This window comes from Marinobacter sp., assembly GCF_039977835.1.
Classification (GTDB): domain Bacteria; phylum Pseudomonadota; class Gammaproteobacteria; order Pseudomonadales; family Oleiphilaceae; genus Marinobacter.
Genome location: NZ_JBDWCL010000064.1, coordinates 293966 through 314180, shown reverse-complemented (window position 1 = coordinate 314180; position 20215 = coordinate 293966). Strand labels below are relative to the sequence as shown.

Below are 20215 nucleotides of genomic sequence, written 5' to 3'. Positions count from 1 at the left end.
TAGACCGTCATTTCCGCTCGGGGTTCAGGGATGTGGCCAGGCTGGTAATCAGCGCTCTAAGACGGTTGGGTTTTACCGGTTTGTTGAGGATGGGCAGGTACTGGGATGTGATCAGGCGCCGGGTATCATCGCTGCGGTCGGCGGTGATGACCGCAGCGGGAATATCCCGATCGAAGTGACGACGCACCGTATGGACCGCCTCGCACCCGGTCAGATTGTCATCCAGGTGGAAATCCGCAAGAATGATGTCCGCGTCGTGGCCCTGGTTAATGGCTGCCGCCGCGCTTCCCGCGGTCACTACCCGGCAACCCCAACGTTCCAGCAATGCCCGCATGCTTTCCTGCACCGGTTCTTCGTTATCAATGACCAGAACGCATAGCCCCCCAAAAGACGCGACTGAAGAGACCGGCAACTCCGATTTCCGGTGACCGGAAGAGGCCTTTGTAATAGTCGTCAGGGGCAGGAGGACGCTGAAGCAGGAGCCCTTGCCGTAGGTAGAATCCACCCGAATTTCACAACCCAGCACCCTTGCCATGCGGTCGACAATAGCCAGGCCCAGGCCAACCCCCTGACGGCTGCCCCCTTTGGGCAATATCTGGTGGAACTCCCGGAAAATGTCCTCAAGCTTTTCCTGTTCGATTCCGACACCGGTATCCCACACCCCGATTTCCAGGTTCGGGCCACGCTTGCGCGCTGCGAACAGAATCCCGCCTTCGGTGGTGTAACGAAAAGCATTACTCAACAGGTTCCTGAGAATCCGTGTCAACATTCTTGAATCGGTGCAGACGCTGCCGGCGCCTGCCCGCAGTCGAAAATTCAGGTCTGCGTTCTCGGCCAGGGGCTCGAATTCCTGGGCCAGACCACGCATCAACTCCCCGATGTCGGTGAGGACATAATCCGGCTGCATGGCTTTCTGATCCAGCTTTGAGATATCCAGCAGATCCGCGAGCAGGTCTTCTGCGCTTTCCAGGGAGCGCTGAACCCGATGCACCAGCCGGTTTTCGTCCGTCGGCAGGTTGCTGTCCATCAGGGCGGAGACCAGCAGGCGGGCGGCATTCAGGGGCTGGAGCAGGTCGTGGCTGGCCGCCGCCAGATACTTGTCCTTGCTTTCATTGGCCTGCCGCGCGGCGTCTACCGCCACAACAAGCTCCTGCTCCACTTTCTCCCGCTGCTCGATCTGGTAGCGCAACACTACATTGGCGTTCTGCAGTTCGTCGGTACGCTCCTCTACGCGGCGTTCCAGATTGACATTGAGCTGGCGCAGCTTTTCCCTGGCCTGATGGCGTTCGGTGATGTCTGCAACAAAGGCTTCCACCACTTCCGGACCAAGGTCGGGGCGCCTCAGCAGTGTAATGGCAACATGCACGGGCGTGTTGTCCGCGCGCCTCAGCCGGGCTTCCCGGGCGCTGAGACTACCGTGATCCAGCAGTTCCTGGCGGATAACATCAAATTCCCCGGAACTGCAGAACAGCTGCTCACGCAGGCGAATAACCCGGGTTATCAGGTCTTCGACACTGTCATAGCCGCACATACGGGCCATCGCAGGGTTGGCGGCCACAAAACCGCCCCTGAGGTTGGCCTGGAAGATACCGTGAAGGGCGTTTTCAAACAGCCATTTATAGCGGTTGCGCTCTTTCTCCAGCTCGTCTATCCGAGCCTGCAATGCCGGGTAATAGTTCTTGCGTACCGACTGGCTGCCAAGACCGAGCAGGTCGCCGATGTCGTAGTCGGCATCGCTGGAATCAGAGGGCTTCTTCATACACGACTTCGACATCACGGCGAGATGACTTGCGCGGGTTGGTCAGGATGCAGGGGTCCTGCAACGCGAACCCCGACAGATAGGGAATGTCGGACGGAGTCACGCCCAGCTTGGCCAGCTTGGCCTCCAGCCCAACCGCCCGCTTCAGGGTGATGATCCGCTCCATCAGGCGTTGCTTGATCACCGGTTTAGACATGCCCCGAGTGTCAATATCCATGGCCTCGGCCACCTTCTTGAAGCGGTCCTCAGCGGAGGTGTAGTTATAGGCCACCACATGCTCCAGCAGCAAGGCATTGCAAAGCCCGTGGGGAAGATCCAGGAAGCCGCCCAGGCTGTGGGACATGGCGTGCACTGCCCCCAGAATCGCATTGGAAAAGGCCAGCCCCGCCTGCATGGAAGCCAACATGATCTGCTCCCGCAGCTGAACATCGGTGGTGTTCTGCACCAGCGGTTCCAGGTTGCGGTTAATCAGCCGGATAGCTTCCAGCGCGTTAGTGTCCGTCAGCGGCCCGCTGCCGGTGGAAACGAAGGCCTCGATAGCGTGCACCAGGGCATCGACACCGGTGCAGGCGGTCAGGTAGGCATCCATGGTTTCCGTTACTTCCGGATCAATCAGCGATACATCCGGCACCACTGCCTTGCTGATAATAGAGAACTTGAAGCGACGGTTGGGGTCGGAAATGATCGCAAACTGGGAGACATCGGCGGACGTGCCAGCCGTCGTTGGGATCAGGATCATCGGAGGTGATGGCGAGGTAATGGTATCCACGCCCTCGAATTCGAGAATGTTCCGGCCATGGGCGCTAACAATACCAATACCCTTGGCACAGTCCATGGGGCTGCCACCGCCAATGGCAACGATCACGTCACACTCGTTGGACCGGTAAAGCTCGGCGCCCGCCATCACTTCATCCACTTTGGGGTTGGGGGACACCCCGGTGAACACGGTTACGCGAATGCCCGCCGCCACCAGAATATCCACGATTTCCGCAACCCAGCCGGCTTTCTCCACACCCGGGTCTGACACCAGGAACACATGGCGGGCCCCGAAGTTGCTGGCAAAGTTGGCCACGGCCTTGCGTGAGCCGGCACCAAAAACGATCTCGGGGGAAACAAACTTGCGCAGAGCGGAAATGTCGTAGCTCATGAGCCTTCTCTTCAGCGATGCTGTCTGTTGTTGTTATATCCAGCTCAAGTTTACCTGAACTGTTTACCGCCATCATCGCACTTTTGGCCGTGCCTCTGATAGAACGCCAGCAGTTTCTCCAGCAATGTAATCTGGTTGTGTTGCTGACGGAAGCCGTGGCCTTCCTCCTCGAACCACCAGAGCTCAACGGGCTGTCGGTTTTGCTCAAGCACACGCACCATCGTCCTAGTCTGTTCCGGCACCACCACCCGGTCCTGCCCGCCCTGGAAGAAGATCATCGGCCCGCGTATGTGATGGGCCTGCAAAACGGGTGTGCGCTCACGCCAGCGCCCGGGAAACGCCTCATGCGATCCCAGCAGCCAATCCAGGTAACCTGACTCGAAGCGGTGTGTCACCTCCCGCAAGCGCGAAGGGTCACTGACTCCAAACAGGCTGGCACCGGCCCGGAAACGCCGGCTGTGAATCATCGCCCTCAGGGCAGTGTATCCGCCAGAGCTGCGGCCCTGGACAAACAGGCAACTGGCATCAGCGCGGCCACCAGCCACCAGGTAATCGGCCGCCCGTTCCATATCCTCCACCTCAGCCTGGCCCCAATTACCCGCCAGGGCCAGGCGGAAATCCCGGCCAAATCCCGCACTGCCACGGTAATTCACTTCCGCCACCGCGAACCCGTGATGGCACCAGAACTGCACCTGCGGATTGAAAACCGGCCACGCGGTGGAGGTGGGCCCGCCGTGGGCAATCAGGATTAATGGTGGAGGCGCACTCTTCCGCCCGCCCTGGACCGGCGGATACAGGAATCCACTGACCTCTTGGTGCACCCCCTCCGAAGGTGGAATCCTGAAGGTTTCAGCCGTGACCACTGGCCTATCAGGGAACGGGCATTCACCCCCGGCAAGCGTGTGGACATGGCCAGTCTCAGGATTCACAGCTAACACCGCATCGAGCCGGGAGGCCGAGCGGGCAATGCAATAAAGTTTGCCGTCGAAGACCGTCAGGTGACGAAAGTCAGTATAGGCCCGGCCGACCCTCACAGATGGGGCGTCAGCATACACCTTCAGCCATAGCTCCCCGACCCCTGAAACATAACGCACCCGCGCCCATCCACCCTGTCCCAGAGCACAGTAGTGACACTCCCCCAGTTGCCAGGGCGCACTGGCATGATCCGCAGCCATGGCATCGAGGCAGGTCCAGTTAGCCCGCCCTTCCGCAAAGGAAACATGCCACGGCTGCCACCAGCCTTCGTGGTCCGACAGCACGTGCAGCTCTTCACCATCAAATACAGGCTGCTGCACGCAGCCGTCTGTAGGCGTCGGCCAGCACCGCGCTTGGATCAGCTTGCCGTCTGCAGCAACATGCGCTGTCCAGAGAAGCGAGGCCACCCAGGGCATGTCCGGCAGGGACCAGCTCACCCAGGCAATACGTGCGCCACTGTCAGACATTGCCGGCGCGCTATAAAAGTCCTCACTGTCGTGAAGAGGCCGGAGCCGGTTATCGGCCTGGACCGCCACCAACTGCTGGCGCCCCATGCTTTCGCGAACGGCCAGCACACGGTGCAAATGATGGTCCCAGACCAGCCCGCCGAAGCTGGCGTCCGGGTCCTGCGTTAGCGCTTTGGTAGTGCCGGTGCCCGGGTCGATACGGTGAATCTGCTGGCCAGTCGCTTCTACCGCAAACAGGTCGTCTGGCCCTGCGCATAACGCTCCACCACCATACCCGTTGACCTGGCTGCGAACGGCAAAATGTGGAGGAGTTACCCATTGAGAGCCATGGGGAACAGCCTTTCTGAGCCGGATGCCACCACTGGCCGGGTCAAACTCCAGCCAGAATATGCCCGCCCGGGATGCCGTCAGCGCTCCTCGCTGGGTAAACGCTGCGCAGGCCTGCTCTGCGGAAAGCGGCAGGGATGACGACCGATCTGGCGTATCAGCCCCGGAAGAACAACCGGGAGTTGTCGGCGTTACGATAGGTCAGCTCCTCCAGCCCGGCAGTGGCGTGGTCCGCCGCCTTGCGGGCGGCGAGGATGCGGTCGTGGTGGGGCGACTTGCTGCACACCGGGTCGGCGTTGTCGGCATTGCCGGTTAACAGGTAGGCCTGGCACCGGCAACCGCCGAAATCCTTGTCTTTTTCGTCACAGGAACGGCAGGGTTCCGGCATCCAGCTATCGCCCCGGTAGTGATTGAAACCCGGGCTGTCATACCAGATGGAGTGTAGCGAGGATTCGCGGATATTGGGAAATTCGACAGGCAGCAGTCTTGCGCTGTGGCAGGGCAAGGCGGTGCCATCCGGCGCCACGGTGAGGAACAGGCTGCCCCAGCCGTTCATGCAGGCCTTCGGCCGCTCCTCGTAGTAATCCGGCGTAACAAAGATCAGTTTCATGGCCGAACCGCTGGCGCCCAGGCGCTTGCGGGAGGAATTCACTTCCGCTTCGGCTTTCTCCAGTTGCGCCCTGGACGGCATCAGCCCTTCCCTGTTCTCGAAAGCCCAGCCGTAATACTGACAGGTGGCGAGCTCTACATAGTCTGCACCCAACCGTTCGCAGAGGCTGATGATGTCTTCCATCTGGTGAATGTTGTGTCGATGGATCACGAAGTTGAGCACCATGGGGTAACCCGCTTCTTTCACCGCACGGGCCATGGCCAGTTTCTGGTCGAAGGCCTTGCGGGAACCGGCTACGGCATTGTTCAGCTCCGGGTCCGAGGCCTGGAAGCTCACCTGGATGTGATCCAGACCGGCGTCCTGAAAAGCATTTACCTTGGCTTCCGTCAGCCCCAGCCCCGACGTGATCAGGTTGGTGTAATACCCCAGCTCTCGCGCCTCGGCAATCAGCTCCGGGAGGTCCTGGCGCACCAGCGGTTCGCCGCCGGAGAAGCCCAGTTGCGCCGCGCCCATTTCACGGCCCTGGCGCAGCACCTGCACCCACTCCTCGGTGGTGAGTTCCTGCTCGGCCTGGGCAAAATCCAGCGGATTGGAGCAGTAGGGGCACTGCAGCGGGCAGCGGTATGTCAGCTCCGCCAGCAACCAGAGCGGCGGGCCAATACCGGGGCGGTCACCTGCAGGCATGGCGTGATGGCTATTCATGAGAACAGAATCCAGTGTTGCTGCTGGGCATCGTTCAGGAAATCGCTGACATCGCCCGCCAGGGATCCCGCATCCGGAAACTGTTGCTCCAGGACTGCCACAATGTCAGCCACGCTTCGCTGGCCGTCCACTTCCTTCAATACGGCACCCGCACTGTCGTTCAACCGCACCATGCCTTCCGGGTACAACAATACGTGGGCATTCTGGGCCGGCTCCCACTGAAAGCGGAACCCCGGGCGCAGTTTCGGTATCTGCTTCATACCCACCGCCATCACAGCCCCCGGTGCCACACTGGCTGGTCGGTGACGGTATGATACGGTGGCGTCTGGTGCTGATAAGCCATAGTCAGGGCATCCAACATCGACCATAAGATATCCAGTTTGAATTGCAGAATTTCCAGCGCACGGGCCTGCTGTGCCGCTGTCGTGAAATGATCCAGCGTAATGCTGAGGCCGTGCTCCACATCCCGACGTGCCTCTGCCAGCCGCTTGCGGAAATAGACATAGCCCTCAGTCCTGATCCAGGGATAGTGCTGGGGCCAGCTGTCGAGCCGGGACTGGTGAATCTCCGGCGCGAACAGTTCAGTCAGTGAGGAACAGGCCGCTTCCTGCCAGGTCGCGCGTCGGGCAAAGTTCAGATAGGCATCCACGGCAAAACGGACACCGGGCAGCACATGGCGCTGATCGTTCACTTCCTCACGGGTCAGCCCCACCGCTTCCGCCAGGCTGAGCCAGGCTTCGATACCGCCTTCGTCATCAGTGTGGCCATCGTGATCCAGCACCCGCTGCAGCCATAACCGACGCACGGAGGCATCCGGACAGTTGGCCATGATGGCGGCATCCTTGCGGGGAATATTGATCTGGTAGTAGTAACGATTGGCCACCCAGCCACGAATCTGCTCCGGCGTGCAGGCACCGCCGTACATAGCTTTATGATAGGGATGGTGGATGTGGTAATACCGGCCTTTGGCCCGCAGGGCCTGTTCGAAATCCTCGCGGTTCATAACCGGGGTCGCGATGGCATTCATGAGGGCACCGCCATGTCCAGGTGCATTCCGTCAAAGGAGACTTCGATACCGTGCTTTGCCAGCACAGCCCGCTCCGGCGAGTCCTCATTCAGAATGGGGTTGGTGTTGTTGATGTGGATAAGGATCTTCCGCTTCGCCGGCATGGTGTCGAGCACCTCGATCATGCCGCCCGGGCCACTCTGGGCCAGGTGACCCATTTCCTGGCCGGTGCGGGTGCCCACTTCGCAACGCAGCATTTCATCGTCGTGCCATACAGTGCCATCCACCAGCAGGGTGTCGGCCTTGCGCATCCATTCCAGGATCTGTTCATCCGGCTGGCCCAGGCCCGGCGCGTACATTACTGTTTCACCACTGCGGGTGTCTTCGATAAACAGCCCGATGTTGTCACCGGGATGCGGATTGTTCCTGCGTGGCGAATACGGTGGCGCGTTACTGAGCAGCGGAATAGCCGTCAGACGCAGAGAGGGTGCGCAGGGTATGGTAAAGGACTGCCGATCGGTGCACGGCACTTCACGCCATTGTGGGCCACCGTTCCAGTGCTGAAGCATGCGGAATAGTGGAAACCCGCTGTTGAGATCTTCATGCACCTGCCCGGTACACCACACATCCAGTGGCAGGCCCTCCCGCAGCATCAGCAAGCCGGTGGTGTGATCCACCTGGCTGTCTATCAACAGCACCGCACCGATACCGGTGTCCCGCAGGGCCCGGGCCGGCTGCATGGCGTCAAACGAAGCCAGCTGTGCACGAATATCCGGGGAGGCGTTACAGAGAATCCAGCTGACACCATCCTCACTGATTGCTATGGAGGACTGGGTACGGGCGGTGGCGCTCAGGGTACCTTTACGGAAACCGTCACAATTGGCGCAGTTGCAGTTCCACTGGGGAAAGCCACCTCCAGCCGCGGAGCCAAGGATACGAATCTGCATGATGGGAACTCCTGAAACAGAATGGCCAGCGCAACTGGGCTGGCCATCTTTTCTCAGCGGTTGGCGAAGTACATGGTGACTTCGAACCCGATCCGCAGGTCTTCATAGGCTGGTTTGGTCCACATGATGCTTTCCTCTTGTGATGATTGTTGTGGCATTCAGGATCCGTTAGCCGGCTTTCCGGTAACTCACTCTCAATCCTACCCAGTCCAAGGAGGAGCAAATATGGTACTTTGGCACTGATTTTCGACTGGCGTGGGTGCAGGAATTCATCCTTTCGGACCATCTTCAAAAGTGCAGCAGCTAAAACAAAAAAAGGCCCTGGGAAGGGCCAAAGCAATGGCAGGAAAACCCACGTACCCCCAGCCAGTCACCGGGGAAGAAAATGCACATCCTTATGCGGACTCGCTACCGGGCCTGTGTGGATAGGCCCGGGCACAACAGTCATTGGTTTGCCAGACTCAGAAGAAGCCCAGCGGGTTGATGTCGTAGCTGACCAGCAGGTTCTTGGTCTGCTGGTAATGATCCAGCGCCATCTTGTGGTTCTCACGGCCAACACCGGATTTCTTGTAACCGCCAAAAGCTGCGTGAGCAGGATACTGGTGGTAGCAGTTGGTCCATACACGGCCCGCCTGGATGGCACGGCCCATGCGATAGGCACGGTTGATGTCACGGGTCCACAGGCCGGCACCCAGGCCGAACTCGGTATCATTGGCAATTGCCAGGGCCTCTTCCTCGTCCTTGAAGGTGGTCACACCCACCACCGGGCCGAAGATTTCTTCCTGGAACACTCGCATGTCGTTCTTGCCTTTCAGCAGTGTAGGCTGAACATAGAAGCCGTTGTTGTACTCGCCTTCCATCTCTTCGCGGCCACCACCGGTCAGCACTTCCGCACCTTCCTGTTTGCCGATTTCCAGATAGGACATGATCTTGTCGAACTGTTCTTTACTGGCTTGGGCACCCACCTGCACATCGGTATCCAGCGGATTACCACGCTTGATCGCCTTGGTGCGTTCAATAACCTTGGCCATGAATTCGTCGTACATGTCTTCCTGGATCAGGGCGCGAGATGGGCATGTGCACACCTCACCCTGGTTGAAGAACGCCAGTACCAGGCCTTCCACGCACTTGTCGATGAATTCCGGCTCGGCCTGCATGACATCGGAGAAGTAGATGTTGGGGGACTTGCCGCCCAGCTCCACTGTGGAGGGAATGATGTTCTCGGCGGCGCACTTGAGGATATGGGCACCCACAGGGGTTGAGCCGGTAAACGCAATCTTGGCGATGCGCTTGCTGGTAGCCAGGGCCTGGCCGGCCTCAATGCCGTAACCATTCACGATGTTGACCACACCCGGTGGCAACAGGTCGCCAATAAGGTCCATCAGGATCAGGATACTGGCTGGCGTCTGCTCGGCAGGCTTCATCACGGTGCAGTTACCCGCCGCCAGACAGGGCGCCAGTTTCCAGACCGCCATCAACAGCGGGAAGTTCCAGGGGATGATCTGGCCCACAACGCCCAGGGGCTCATTGTAATGATACGCCACGGTGTTGTTGTCGATGGCACTGGAGGTGTCTTCCTGGGCACGGATACACCCGGCGAAATAGCGGAAGTGATCCACTGCCAGCGGCAGGTCGGCGTTAACAGTTTCACGCACTGCCTTACCGTTGTCCCAGGTTTCAGCAACCGCGAGCATCTCGATGTTCTGCTCAATGCGGTCTGCAATTTTCAGCAGAATGTTGGAACGCTCGGTGGTAGACGTTTTGCCCCAGGCCGGCGCGGCCTTATGGGCGGCGTCCAGCGCCAGCTCGATATCTTCGGCAGTGGAACGCGGAATTTCACAGATCACGTCACCGGTAACCGGGGTGATGTTTTCAAAATACTGGCCCTTGGCGGGAGCGACCCACTCACCACCAATAAAGTTTTCGTAACGGGGTTTGAAGGAGACGACGGAGCCTTCCTTTCCTGGTTGTGCGTAGATCATGGTCTCGACCTCTTGTTGTGTTTGTCGAAGGGCAACGCGGCCTTTCGCGTTTACCCACTCAATGTAGACCCCCTCGCCGGATAGGTGAATGATTCGATGGAGGTGAAAAACTCCTCCCTTGGTAGTAGATGGCATAAGGGCCGCCTTACTGCCGCCTTCCCGGTCAGTTCACACCAATAGAATACTGCACCGCAAACGTCCCGCCTTACGCACAAAAACGGTGCGCGCGCCCTGCCAGAAAGCAGCCACTGTCGGCTTCAAAAATAAAATCCCCGTGGAAACAGCCGTTTATTAATTGGCACGGACTCTGCAACGCTCAGAGTACGCAGCGAGAAGTCGGTTACTGAAACCACAATCAAAGCGCGACAATCTGACAAATGGTCAACTAGGGTTCCGGCCTGTTCCTCGTAGCGATGCAAATGCGAGGCAAGACAGGTGGCTGGTCCGAGAGTTGACGGCCTTTTCCAAGGCTACACGGCGGGACAAAAGCCCGGGAGGATCGTTCAGTTACTGACGCCTCTCGTTTTTTTGAAACTCCCAGCCAGGAGGAAAAGGCCATGTTGCAAACAGCAGCCCCCCTCTACGACGATCTGATTCCCGGCGGATCCCACTGGTCCTTCATCATGCGCCGCGGCCACGTGCTGCGCCTGATTGACGAAACCGGCGGTGCCAATGTCGGCATGTTGATGTACAACCCCGAGAACCCTCTCGAGAGGTACAACATGCCGGATACCCTGAAAAACCAACATACCTTCAAGCTTACCCGGGGCCATGTACTGCTTTCGGATATGGGCCGTGTTTTTGCCTCCATCATTCGCGACGACATGGGCTGGCACGATACCGTCAGCGGCACCTGCAATGCCGAGCTGGTTGAAAAGCGGTGGGGCAAAAAGACCTATCAGCAAGCCCACAACCACTACCACCGGAACGGATTCAGCAGCTTTCTGAATGAGCTGGCCAAGTATGGCCTGGGCAAGAAGGATCTGACCGCCAATCTGAACTGGTTCAGCAAGGTCAAGACCGATGACGAGGGCAACATGACTCTTGTCAGCGATGCGTCCCACGCTGGCGCCACCGTCGACCTGCGCTTCGAAATGGACACCATCGTGGTGCTGCACACCTGCCCGCACCCGATGAATCCGGCCAGCGAGTACCCCAGCCACCCCCTGCGTTACCAGCTGTTCAAGGCGAGCCCCGTGAGCGATGCAGACCTTTGCAAGCTCTCGTCGCCTGAGGCCACCCGGGCCTTCGCCAACACTGCCCTTTACCACCTGTTTCAGTAACGGAGGCCGGACATGATCAAGCAAAGCGCATTGAAACCCGAAAACGCCGTCTTCCGCGAAACCGTACCGGCAGGCGAGTATTTCCTGAAAGTGGTGAAAGCCGGTGAGACCGTTCGCATTCTGGACCTGGAAGGCAACCAGGCCGCCGACACCCTGTTCTATAACGCCCACAACCCCACCGAGCGTTACAGCGCCGTGGACACCATCCGCGAGCAGGGCAACGTTTACCTGACCGCCGGCTCGAAACTGATGTCCTCGGAAAACAACGTAATGCTGGAAATCACTGCCGACACCTGCGGCCGCCACGACACCCTCGGTGGTGCCTGCGCAGCGGAGAGCAATACCACCCGCTACGCCCTTGAGAAAAAGTGCATGCACGCCTGCCGTGACAGCTGGCTGGTAGCGGTGACCGAGCATGAAGAGCTGGGCATGACCAAGCGCGACATCACCCACAACATCAACTTCTTCATGAACGTGCCAGTCACTGCCGATGGCGGCCTGACCTTCGCCGACGGCATTTCCGACGCCGGCAAGTACGTAGAGCTGGAAGCAAAGATGGACGTGCTGGTGATGATTTCCAACTGCCCACAGCTGAACAACCCCTGCAACGGCTGGAACCCGACACCGATCGAGGTGTTGATATGGAACTGAGCGGCACCTGCAACACGTTCGACAAAGTCCTGATCGCCAACCGCGGGGCCATCGCCTGCCGGATCATCCGCACCCTGCGGGAGATGGGTATCACGTCCGTGGTGGTCTACGCCGAAGCAGACGCGGATTCCCTGCACGTGCGCCAGGCAGACGAGGCGTATTCACTGGGCGAGGGCCCGGCCGCGGCCACCTACCTGGACCAGGACAAGCTGTTCGAGGTGGTCCGCAAGAGCGGTGCTGGCGCCATTCATCCGGGTTACGGCTTCCTGAGCGAGAATGCCGATTTTGCCCGCCGCTGTGACGCCGAGGGTGTGGTCTTTCTTGGCCCGACGCCGGAGCAGATGGAGCAGTTTGGCCTCAAGCATACCGCCCGTGCCCTAGCGGAAGATGCCGGCGTGCCGTTGCTGCCCGGCACCGGTCTGCTGACGGATCTGGATCAGGCCCTGAAAGCCGCGGACGAGATCGGCTACCCGGTGATGCTGAAGAGCACCGCCGGCGGGGGCGGCATTGGCATGTCCCGCTGTTACGGCCCGGACGATCTAAACAAAAGCTTTGAGTCTGTCCAGCGCCTGAGCCAGAACAACTTCAGCAACAGCGGTGTATTCCTGGAAAAATTCGTGGAACACGCCCGCCATATCGAAGTGCAACTTTTCGGCGACGGTAAGGGTCAGGTGCTGGCCCTGGGGGAAAGGGACTGCTCCGCCCAGCGCCGCAACCAGAAGGTGATCGAGGAAGCGCCAGCGCCAGGCCTGACCGACGACGTCCGTACCCGCATGCACGTCACCGCCCGCCAGCTTGGCGAAAGCATTGCCTACCGCAGCGCCGGAACGGTGGAGTTTATCTACGACCCGGATACCGCCGAGTTCTACTTCCTGGAAGTGAATACCCGCCTACAGGTAGAGCACGGCGTGACCGAACAGGTATATGGCATGGACCTGGTACGCTGGATGGTGGAACTCGGGGCCGGCACCCTGCCCGATCTGGACAACCTGAGCGGTAACCTCACCGCTTCCGGCCACGCCATCCAGGCGCGCATCTATGCTGAAGATCCCAACAAGGATTTCCAGCCCGGGGCCGGCCTGCTCACCAATGTTGTCTGGCCCGAGGACAACGGCCTGCGTATCGATACCTGGATACAGCCGGGCACGGAAGTGTCGCCCCTGTACGATCCCATGCTCGCCAAGGTGATCGTGCATGAGCAGGACCGGGAATCGGCCCGGCAGCGACTGATGCAGGCCCTCGACGAGAGCCTGCTCTACGGCATTGAGACCAACCTCAAGTACGTGCGCCAGGTGCTGGACGACTCACGATTTGTGGAAGGCCGCCTGTTCACCCGCACTCTCAATGAATTCGACTATCAGCCAGCGACCGTGGATGTGCTCAGTGGCGGCACAATGACAACGATTCAGGATTACCCGGGGCGGATCGGCTACTGGGAAATTGGTGTGCCACCCTCGGGGCCCTTCGACAGTTACTCGTTCCGGCTTGGTAACCGGCTACTGGGTAACCCGGAAAAGGCGCCGGGCCTGGAAATCACCCTCAAAGGGCCGGTGCTCAGCTTTAACCGGGCCACCCAGATTGTGCTCACCGGCGCGCCGCTGGACGCCACCCTGAACGATGAGCCGGTCGGTTTCTGGACAGTGATTGACGTACCCGCCGGTGCCACCCTGAAACTCGGCGCCACCACCGGCGATGGTGCCCGGGCCTATGTGCTGTTCCGTGGCGGCCTGGACTGCCCGCAATATCTCACCTCCTGCAGTACCTTTACCCTGGGGCAGTTCGGCGGCCACTGTGGCCGCGCCCTGCTGGCGGGAGATGTACTGGGGTTAAGCAACACCAGTCCGGTTAATGCCACCACCCTGCCCAACGAGCTGAAACCGACCATCGGCAAAACCTGGAAGCTCCACGTGACCTATGGCCCCCACGGAGCGCCGGACTATTTCACGGGCCAGGACATCGACACCTTTTTCAGCAGTGAATGGGAAATCCACTACAACTCCAGCCGCACCGGCGTTCGCCTGATCGGCCCGAAACCGGAATGGGCCCGCAGCGACGGCGGCGAAGCGGGCATGCACCCCTCCAACATTCACGACAACGCCTATGCAGTCGGCACCGTGGATTTCACCGGCGACATGCCGGTAATCCTCGGCCCCGATGGCCCCAGCCTGGGCGGCTTCGTCTGCCCGGTCACGGTTATCAGCGCCGATCTCTGGAAACTGGGCCAGCTCAAGGCCGGGGACAAGGTGCGGTTTGTGCCGGTCAGTCAGGATCAGGCGGTTGCCCTGCGGGAAGCCCTGGATGAATCCGTGGCCACCCTGACTGCAGCCACCGCCTATATCACGCCCATCAAACCGGAAACCCCGATTCTGGATTCGCTCAGCAACACCGAGCACGAAACCGGTGTGGTCTACCGGGCCGCCGGCGACAACTACGTGCTGGTGGAATACGGCCCCATGGAACTGGATATCCGCCTGCGCTTCCGCGCCCACGCCCTGATGTTGTGGCTGCGGGAACAGAACCACGACGCCATTCTGGAACTGACCCCGGGCATCCGCTCCCTGCAGGTGCATTACGACAGCCAGAAACTGAACCAGCGCACCTTGCTGGACGTGCTGATCAGCGCGGAAAAGGAACTGGAAAAGCAGCCGGAATGGGATGTGCCGGCGCGCATCGTGCACCTGCCCCTGTCCTGGGATGACAAAGCCTGCCAGACCGCCATCGCCAAATACATGCAGTCGGTGCGCAAGGACGCCCCCTGGTGCCCGAGCAACCTGGAATTCATCCGCCGCATCAACGGGCTGGACAGCATCGACGAGGTCAAGAAGACCGTCTTCGATGCCAGCTACCTGGTAATGGGCCTGGGCGACGTGTATCTGGGCGCTCCGGTGGCCACACCGCTGGACCCTCGTCATCGACTGGTGACCACCAAATACAACCCGGCACGCACGTGGACCGCGGAGAACTCCGTGGGCATCGGCGGCGCCTACCTGTGCATCTACGGCATGGAAGGGCCCGGTGGCTACCAGTTTGTCGGCCGTACCCTGCAGATGTGGAATCGCTACCGCACCACGGACTTCTTCGAGGAAGGCAAGCCCTGGCTGCTCAGGTTTTTCGATCAGGTGCGTTTCTACGAAGTCAGCGCTGAAGAGCTCCAACAGATCCGCCGGGACTTCCCCAACGGCGACTACCCGATCCGCGTCGAGGAAACCCGCTTCAACCTGAAGGACTACGAACGGTTCCTGGCGGACAACAACGACGAGATCCAGACCTTCACCGACAAGCGCAAGCAGGCCTTCGACGAGGAGCTGCAACGCTGGATCGAATCGGGCCAGATCAACTTCAGTTCCGAGGCACCGATCGAGGATACCGGCGAAGACGACTTCGCCAACCTCCCCGCCGGCCAGCATGCGGTGGAAAGCCACGTGGCAGGCAACCTCTGGGAATGCCTGGTCAAGCCCGGCGATACCATCGAGGCACAGCGCCCGGTGGCGGTGGTGGAATCCATGAAGATGGAAATCGAACTACTGAGCCCGGTCGCCGGCCGCGTGGTGGATGTGCGACGGGAAGCGGGCCAGGCGGTCTCACCGGGAACGCCGGTGGTGATCGTCGAGGAGATTACCGAGTAATGCCAGCAACGTTGAAATAAAAGACCCGATCTACCAACACGGGCATCGCCCGAGGAGAGACACCATGAAAACATCTGACCTGAGCAAACGCCTGGCGGCCGGCCTGCTGACCGCGTCCCTATCCATGGCTGCTCTTGCCGAGGAAAAGGATTCCTTCAGCATCGCCTGGACCATCTACGCCGGCTGGGTGCCCTGGCAGTATGCCGAAGACTACGGGATCATGAAGAAGTGGGCCGACAAGTACGACATCGAGGTGGACATCGTACAGGTCAACGACTACATCGAGTCCATCAACCAGTACACCGCCGGCCAGTTTGACGGCGTGGTGGCCACCAGCATGGACGGCCTGTCGATTCCGGCCGCCTCGGGCCTGGATACCACCGCTCTGATTGTTGGCGACTATTCCAATGCCAATGACGGCCTGGTCTCCAAGGACGCAACCTCCATTGAAGAGCTGGAGGGCGAGACGGTTCACCTGGTGGAACTGTCGGTGTCCCATTACCTGCTGGTACGGGCATTGGATACCGTTGGCCTGGAGGAGCGGGATATCAGCGTGGTGAACATATCCGACGCGGACCTGGTTTCTGCTTTCCAGACCGACGATGTTCGCCACGTGACTACCTGGAACCCGCTGCTGACAGAAGTTTCCAACTACCCTGGCGTGACACCGCTGTTTGATTCCAGCCAGATTCCGGGCCACATCAAGGATCTGACCCTGGTAAATTCCGAGACTCTGGAAGACAACCCCAAGCTGGGCAAAGCCCTTGTGGGCGCCTGGTATGAAACCATGAGCATCCTGGCCTCGGACTCTGAGGAGGGCGAGGAGGCCCGGGCGTTTCTCGGAGAGATTTCAGGCACCGACCAGGCTGGTTACGAGGCGCAGCTGGCGGGCATGAAGATGTTCTGGAAGCCGGAGAATTCGGTGGAGTTTATCCGCAGCGAGGAAGCCCGGGAGGCGATGGACAGCGTTCGTCAGTTCTCGTATGAAAAGGGGCTGCTGGGCCAGGGTGCCATGAGCCCGGACTTCGTTGGCATCGAGTTTCCGGACGGTTCCATCATGGGCGACTCGAGCAATGTGAAGCTGCGGTTTAACGATAGCTTCATGCAGATGGCTGCTGACAACGAGATCTAGATCTGGTCATTGCTTGCCTTGATTGGCAGCTAAGGGCACGATTACTCGTGCCCTTTTTTGTGGGCCTGGGAGTAGGTTGGTGTGGGGAGGTATTTCCAAAACACGCTCCTTCGGCCCATCCCTGGGGCGCTTGGACTCCGCCATCCATGGCTCCGTACAGTTTTGGAAAGACCTCCCCACACCAACCCCGTGCAGCACAGTTGACTGGAGAATGAAAAGTTCATGCGTCGTACCAAGGAAGATGCTGAGAAAACGCGCCAGACGGTTCTGGAAGCTGCATTGAGACTGTTTAGCCGGGACGGCTATTCACTCACCACCTTGAGCCGTATTGCCAAAGAAGCCGGTTGTAGCCGTGGGCCGATTTACTGGCATTTTCAGAACAAGGATGACCTGTACGAAGCGGTGCTTGCCTATTCCCAGGAACCGTTGGAAGCGTTGGTGGCGGAATGCGCAGGTATGTGGGAGACGCCAATAGAGGCGATGGACCGGTTTATCGAACAATGGCTGGGGCTGCTGGCGAATAACAGACAATACCGACAGTCGTTCGAGATTCTGCTGAACAAGACCGAACTGACCGACGCCATGAGCCGGACACTGAAACGGGAGCGGGCGCTGACGAAGTCGATTATCGGGTTGTTCCGGGATTTGGTGGGGCAGGCGGTTGAGCAAGGTTTGATCACAACGGAAGAAGACCCCAAAGACCTGGGCTTGCTAAGTTACACCTATTTGATGGGCATTACCCAGACGTGGCTGTTTGCGCCAAAACTGTTTTCACTTAAACGGGAAACGCCGTTTTTTCAGCGGCAGTTCTGGGCATTGCTCGGGAAGAAGTAGCGAAAGACAGCGCCATTCGTGGTTGCAGGCAACTGCATGGTAGCGCTGACGGGTGGGAGCCCTTTCAGGGGATGTCGAAAACAGGGATGTTTTCGTCAAGCGTACAGGGACGTATTTACAGCGTGCCCCTGAAAGGGCTCCCACCCGCCAGCGCGGTCAGAGTAAAACCGCCAAAAACCGATCAGAACATCTTCAGATAGCGATCAACTTCCCATTCAGACACATGGTTGTGATAGCTCTCCCACTCTCCTTTCTTGTACTCCACAAAGCTTTTGAACATTGCCTCGCCGAACACCTCTTTGGCCAGCGGATCTGCCTCGAAAGCCTCCACCGCCTCACCCAGGTTGCGGGGCAGATACTCAATGCCACGCTCGGCGATTTCCGCGTCGCTGTAGTTGTACATGTTCTCGTGGTGGGGTGCGCCGGCCTCCAGGCCTTCGCGAATGCCTTCCAGGCCGGCGGCCAGAATCAGGGCGCTGCCGAGATAGGGATTACAAGCAATGTCTGCCGCGCGGCATTCAATACGCCCTCCCATACCCGGGATGCGGATCATGTTGGTGCGGTTGTTGGAGCCGTAACACATGAATACCGGCGCCCAGGTGGAGCCGGACATACTGCCCTGGCGGACTAGGCGCTTGTAGCTGTTTACCGTGGGGGCGATAACGGCACTGATGGCGGCACCGTGCTTCAGTACACCAGCAGTGAAGTGATAAGCGATCTTGCTGATGCCACAGTTATGCAGGTCGTCGCCGTCGGGCTCGAACAGGTTCTTACCGGTTTTGGTGTCTGCCAGGGACATATTGTAATGGGCGCCGCTGCCGGTGCGGTCGGCGAAGGGCTTGGGCATGAAGCTGGCGAAGGCGCCGTGCTTGCGGGCGATTTCGTTGGCCATCATGCGGAAGAACACCAGGCGGTCGGCCATGGTCAGGCCGTCGGCGTATTTGAAATCGGTTTCGAACTGACCGTTGGCGTCTTCGTGATCGAAGGAATACACATCCCAGCCCAGTTCACTCATGGCGTCCACCAACTCATCCACAATGGGCAGGCTATCCATCAGAGTGCGTGGGTCGTAGCAGGGCTTGCCCAGGTTGTCGCGGTCACTCAACGGTGCAAAGCCGCCATCTTCGGTATCCCGGAACAGGAAGAACTCCGTTTCAATACCCAGATTGAAGCGGTAACCCATACCGGCAGCCGCCTCCAGCTGTCGACGAAAAATATTGCGGGAACAGGCTTCGAAAGGCTTTCCGTTGAGGTAGAGGTTACCCGGGAACCAGGCGAGCTTTCGGTTCCAGGGGCAGATGGCAAGGCCATCAGCATCTGGCATCGCCGCCACTTCGTCATCGGAGATGTCCTGGGGCACACCGTCCAGGGCAGCCCCCGTATATAGCTCGGAACCTTCCATCATCTGGCCAAGGTGGGCAACGGGCACAAACTTGCCCTTGCTGATGCCATGGATATCCACATAGCTGGCAATGGCGTATTTGACGCCGGCATCCGCCAGCTTCTGTTTCAGGGCCTGGGTATTGGTCAGGTCAGTCATCCTGTTTCCTCTCTGTTCCCCGACAGTGCGGGTGATCAATGTGTTTTCTGGCACGTTTCTTTCAACGCTTCTGTCATTCAACATACATGCCAGCGTGTATATATATTTTCAAAGCAGGGGTTCGAGAGCCTGGAACCCGCATGATCAGAGAGGCTATAAATGACTGACAAGCAACGGCTTGAAGAGGATTTTGAGGCCGGAGACCTGCCCCTTTCCAGCGGTGAAACCCTGCACTCTGCCCGCTTGCACTACCACCAGATCGGGGAGCTGAACGCACCAAAAGACAACCTCATCCTGCTGCCCACGTACTATGGTGGTGCAGCCCCAGGCAATCATCCCTGGGTTGGCAGTGACAGTCCGCTGGATCCGGACAGGTACTGCATCGTCATCCCCAGCATGCTCGGTGCCGGAGAATCTTCATCGCCGTCGAATACCCGGGGGCAGCAGGCTGGCCCCGACTTTCCCGCAGTCAGCCTTTACGACAATGTGATGCTGCAGAAACGCCTGGTGGACGATGTGTTCGGTGGCGCAAGCCTTGCTCTGGTGATGGGTTGGTCCATGGGCGGTATGCAGGCGCTACAGTGGGGCTGCCTGTTTCCGGACAAGGTTCGTGGGGTGCTGGCCACCTGCTGCACCGCACGCTGCACCCCCCACAACCGGGTATTTCTGGAAGGGGTTAAAGCAGCTCTCACCTGTGACCAGACCTTTCAGGAGGGCCGTTACCAGCGACCGCCACGGCGCGGGCTCAAGGCATTTGGCCGGGTATACGCAGGCTGGGCCTATTCCCAGGCGTTCTTCCGCCACGAGCTCTGGCGAGACCTGGGATTCGATTCCATCGAGGCTCTGTTGCGCTTCTGGGAGGATGACCATCTGGGCCAGGATGCCAATAACCTGCTGTCTGTGCTGGGCACCTGGCAGCGTGGCGACATCAGTGACAACCCGGTGTTTCAAGGTGACTACAAGGCCGCACTCGCTTCGCTCACCATGCCGACCCGGGTGATGCCTGGCAGTACCGACCTCTACTTCACGGTCGAGGATGCACTGCAGGATGCCCGGCAAATGCCGGGAGCCACCTTTGCCCCCCTGATTTCTGACTGGGGGCATATTGCCGGCGGTGCTGGCAGGGAAACCCGGAGTCACCAGAAGATTCTTGCCGCTGCGCAATCGCTGCTCGACACGAAGGGCCCTTGACTGTGCACTCACACCTGACATGCACATCAATGGTGC

General features: G+C 59.4%; 16 protein-coding genes and 1 riboswitch. Of the genes, 6 read left to right on the top strand and 10 right to left on the bottom strand.

Annotated elements, in window-relative coordinates:
• Positions 1–7 precede the first annotated feature (7 nt).
• The 9 genes from ABJM11_RS19265 to ABJM11_RS19225 all read right to left on the bottom strand — a co-directional run bounded on the left by ABJM11_RS19265 (position 8) and on the right by ABJM11_RS19225 (position 9922).
• Positions 8–1759: a NahK/ErcS family hybrid sensor histidine kinase/response regulator gene (locus ABJM11_RS19265; protein ID WP_348292626.1), complete on the bottom strand. Its 1752-nt coding sequence runs from the start codon at positions 1757–1759 to the stop codon at positions 8–10.
• On the bottom strand, positions 1743–2906 hold the full coding sequence (ercA, locus tag ABJM11_RS19260; protein ID WP_348292625.1) for an alcohol dehydrogenase-like regulatory protein ErcA: 1164 nt from the start codon (positions 2904–2906) through the stop codon (positions 1743–1745). The genes ABJM11_RS19265 and ercA overlap by 17 nt, the downstream gene beginning before the upstream one ends.
• 50 nt (positions 2907–2956) lie before the next feature.
• Positions 2957–4456: a prolyl oligopeptidase family serine peptidase gene (locus tag ABJM11_RS19255; RefSeq protein ID WP_348292659.1), complete on the bottom strand. Its 1500-nt coding sequence runs from the start codon at positions 4454–4456 to the stop codon at positions 2957–2959.
• Between the two features lie 376 nt (positions 4457–4832).
• The gene (gene pqqE / locus ABJM11_RS19250) at positions 4833–5987 is read right to left on the bottom strand and encodes a pyrroloquinoline quinone biosynthesis protein PqqE (RefSeq protein WP_348292624.1); all 1155 of its coding nucleotides are present in this window, start codon (positions 5985–5987) and stop codon (positions 4833–4835) included.
• On the bottom strand, positions 5984–6259 hold the full coding sequence (gene pqqD / locus ABJM11_RS19245) for a pyrroloquinoline quinone biosynthesis peptide chaperone PqqD (RefSeq protein ID WP_348292622.1): 276 nt from the start codon (positions 6257–6259) through the stop codon (positions 5984–5986). The genes pqqE and pqqD overlap by 4 nt, the downstream gene beginning before the upstream one ends.
• Positions 6259–7014: a pyrroloquinoline-quinone synthase PqqC gene (gene pqqC, locus ABJM11_RS19240; RefSeq protein WP_348292620.1), complete on the bottom strand. Its 756-nt coding sequence runs from the start codon at positions 7012–7014 to the stop codon at positions 6259–6261. The genes pqqD and pqqC overlap by 1 nt, the downstream gene beginning before the upstream one ends.
• Positions 7011–7940 (bottom strand): pyrroloquinoline quinone biosynthesis protein PqqB, encoded by a 930-nt coding sequence (gene pqqB / locus ABJM11_RS19235; RefSeq protein ID WP_348292619.1) that lies wholly within the window; start codon positions 7938–7940, stop codon positions 7011–7013. The genes pqqC and pqqB overlap by 4 nt, the downstream gene beginning before the upstream one ends.
• 53 nt (positions 7941–7993) lie before the next feature.
• Positions 7994–8065 (bottom strand): pyrroloquinoline quinone precursor peptide PqqA, encoded by a 72-nt coding sequence (pqqA, locus tag ABJM11_RS19230; protein ID WP_007153157.1) that lies wholly within the window; start codon positions 8063–8065, stop codon positions 7994–7996.
• Positions 8066–8401: 336 nt separating this feature from the next.
• Entirely contained in the window at positions 8402–9922 is a 1521-nt protein-coding gene (locus ABJM11_RS19225; RefSeq protein ID WP_150990242.1) for an aldehyde dehydrogenase family protein, read from the bottom strand.
• Between the two features lie 374 nt (positions 9923–10296).
• Positions 10297–10421, top strand: a riboswitch (guanidine-I (ykkC/yxkD leader).
• 58 nt (positions 10422–10479) lie between these two features.
• Here ABJM11_RS19225 and ABJM11_RS19220 point away from each other — a divergent pair.
• The 5 genes from ABJM11_RS19220 (at position 10480) to ABJM11_RS19200 (ending at position 17448) form a co-directional block, all read left to right on the top strand.
• Entirely contained in the window at positions 10480–11205 is a 726-nt protein-coding gene (locus ABJM11_RS19220; protein ID WP_348292618.1) for an urea amidolyase associated protein UAAP1, read from the top strand.
• 12 nt (positions 11206–11217) lie between these two features.
• Positions 11218–11856 (top strand): urea amidolyase associated protein UAAP2, encoded by a 639-nt coding sequence (locus ABJM11_RS19215; RefSeq protein WP_348292617.1) that lies wholly within the window; start codon positions 11218–11220, stop codon positions 11854–11856.
• On the top strand, positions 11847–15482 hold the full coding sequence (gene uca, locus ABJM11_RS19210) for an urea carboxylase (protein WP_348292616.1): 3636 nt from the start codon (positions 11847–11849) through the stop codon (positions 15480–15482). Before ABJM11_RS19215 ends, uca begins: the two co-directional genes overlap by 10 nt.
• 64 nt (positions 15483–15546) lie before the next feature.
• Positions 15547–16614 carry a putative urea ABC transporter substrate-binding protein gene (locus ABJM11_RS19205; protein WP_348292614.1) on the top strand — a complete coding sequence of 356 codons (1068 nt, stop codon included), beginning with the start codon at positions 15547–15549 and terminating at the stop codon, positions 16612–16614.
• Positions 16615–16836: 222 nt separating this feature from the next.
• Positions 16837–17448, top strand: coding sequence for a TetR family transcriptional regulator (locus ABJM11_RS19200; protein ID WP_348292612.1), 612 nt, complete (start codon positions 16837–16839; stop codon positions 17446–17448).
• A gap of 181 nt (positions 17449–17629) precedes the next feature.
• Here the strand turns inward: ABJM11_RS19200 and glnT are convergent, their stop codons facing one another.
• Entirely contained in the window at positions 17630–18988 is a 1359-nt protein-coding gene (gene glnT, locus ABJM11_RS19195; protein ID WP_348292611.1) for a type III glutamate--ammonia ligase, read from the bottom strand.
• Between the two features lie 159 nt (positions 18989–19147).
• Here glnT and ABJM11_RS19190 point away from each other — a divergent pair, with 159 nt between their 5' ends.
• Positions 19148–20179, top strand: coding sequence for an alpha/beta fold hydrolase (locus ABJM11_RS19190; RefSeq protein ID WP_348292609.1), 1032 nt, complete (start codon positions 19148–19150; stop codon positions 20177–20179).
• The last annotated feature ends 36 nt before the right edge of the window (positions 20180–20215 follow it).

What these genes read in the sequence shown, in the direction of transcription:
- ABJM11_RS19265 (WP_348292626.1), bottom strand. Translation starts at nt 1,759, where the DNA reads ATGAAGAAGCCCTCTGATTCCAGCGATGCCGACTACGACATCGGCGAC.
- ABJM11_RS19205 (WP_348292614.1), top strand. Translation starts at nt 15,547, where the DNA reads ATGAAAACATCTGACCTGAGCAAACGCCTGGCGGCCGGCCTGCTGACC.
- ABJM11_RS19225 (WP_150990242.1), bottom strand. Translation starts at nt 9,922, where the DNA reads ATGATCTACGCACAACCAGGAAAGGAAGGCTCCGTCGTCTCCTTCAAA.
- ABJM11_RS19190 (WP_348292609.1), top strand. Translation starts at nt 19,148, where the DNA reads ATGACTGACAAGCAACGGCTTGAAGAGGATTTTGAGGCCGGAGACCTG.
- pqqC (WP_348292620.1), bottom strand. Translation starts at nt 7,014, where the DNA reads ATGAATGCCATCGCGACCCCGGTTATGAACCGCGAGGATTTCGAACAG.
- ABJM11_RS19215 (WP_348292617.1), top strand. Translation starts at nt 11,218, where the DNA reads ATGATCAAGCAAAGCGCATTGAAACCCGAAAACGCCGTCTTCCGCGAA.
- pqqB (WP_348292619.1), bottom strand. Translation starts at nt 7,940, where the DNA reads ATGCAGATTCGTATCCTTGGCTCCGCGGCTGGAGGTGGCTTTCCCCAG.
- glnT (WP_348292611.1), bottom strand. Translation starts at nt 18,988, where the DNA reads ATGACTGACCTGACCAATACCCAGGCCCTGAAACAGAAGCTGGCGGAT.
- ercA (WP_348292625.1), bottom strand. Translation starts at nt 2,906, where the DNA reads ATGAGCTACGACATTTCCGCTCTGCGCAAGTTTGTTTCCCCCGAGATC.
- uca (WP_348292616.1), top strand. Translation starts at nt 11,847, where the DNA reads ATGGAACTGAGCGGCACCTGCAACACGTTCGACAAAGTCCTGATCGCC.
- ABJM11_RS19200 (WP_348292612.1), top strand. Translation starts at nt 16,837, where the DNA reads ATGCGTCGTACCAAGGAAGATGCTGAGAAAACGCGCCAGACGGTTCTG.
- pqqE (WP_348292624.1), bottom strand. Translation starts at nt 5,987, where the DNA reads ATGAATAGCCATCACGCCATGCCTGCAGGTGACCGCCCCGGTATTGGC.
- pqqD (WP_348292622.1), bottom strand. Translation starts at nt 6,259, where the DNA reads ATGGCGGTGGGTATGAAGCAGATACCGAAACTGCGCCCGGGGTTCCGC.
- ABJM11_RS19220 (WP_348292618.1), top strand. Translation starts at nt 10,480, where the DNA reads ATGTTGCAAACAGCAGCCCCCCTCTACGACGATCTGATTCCCGGCGGA.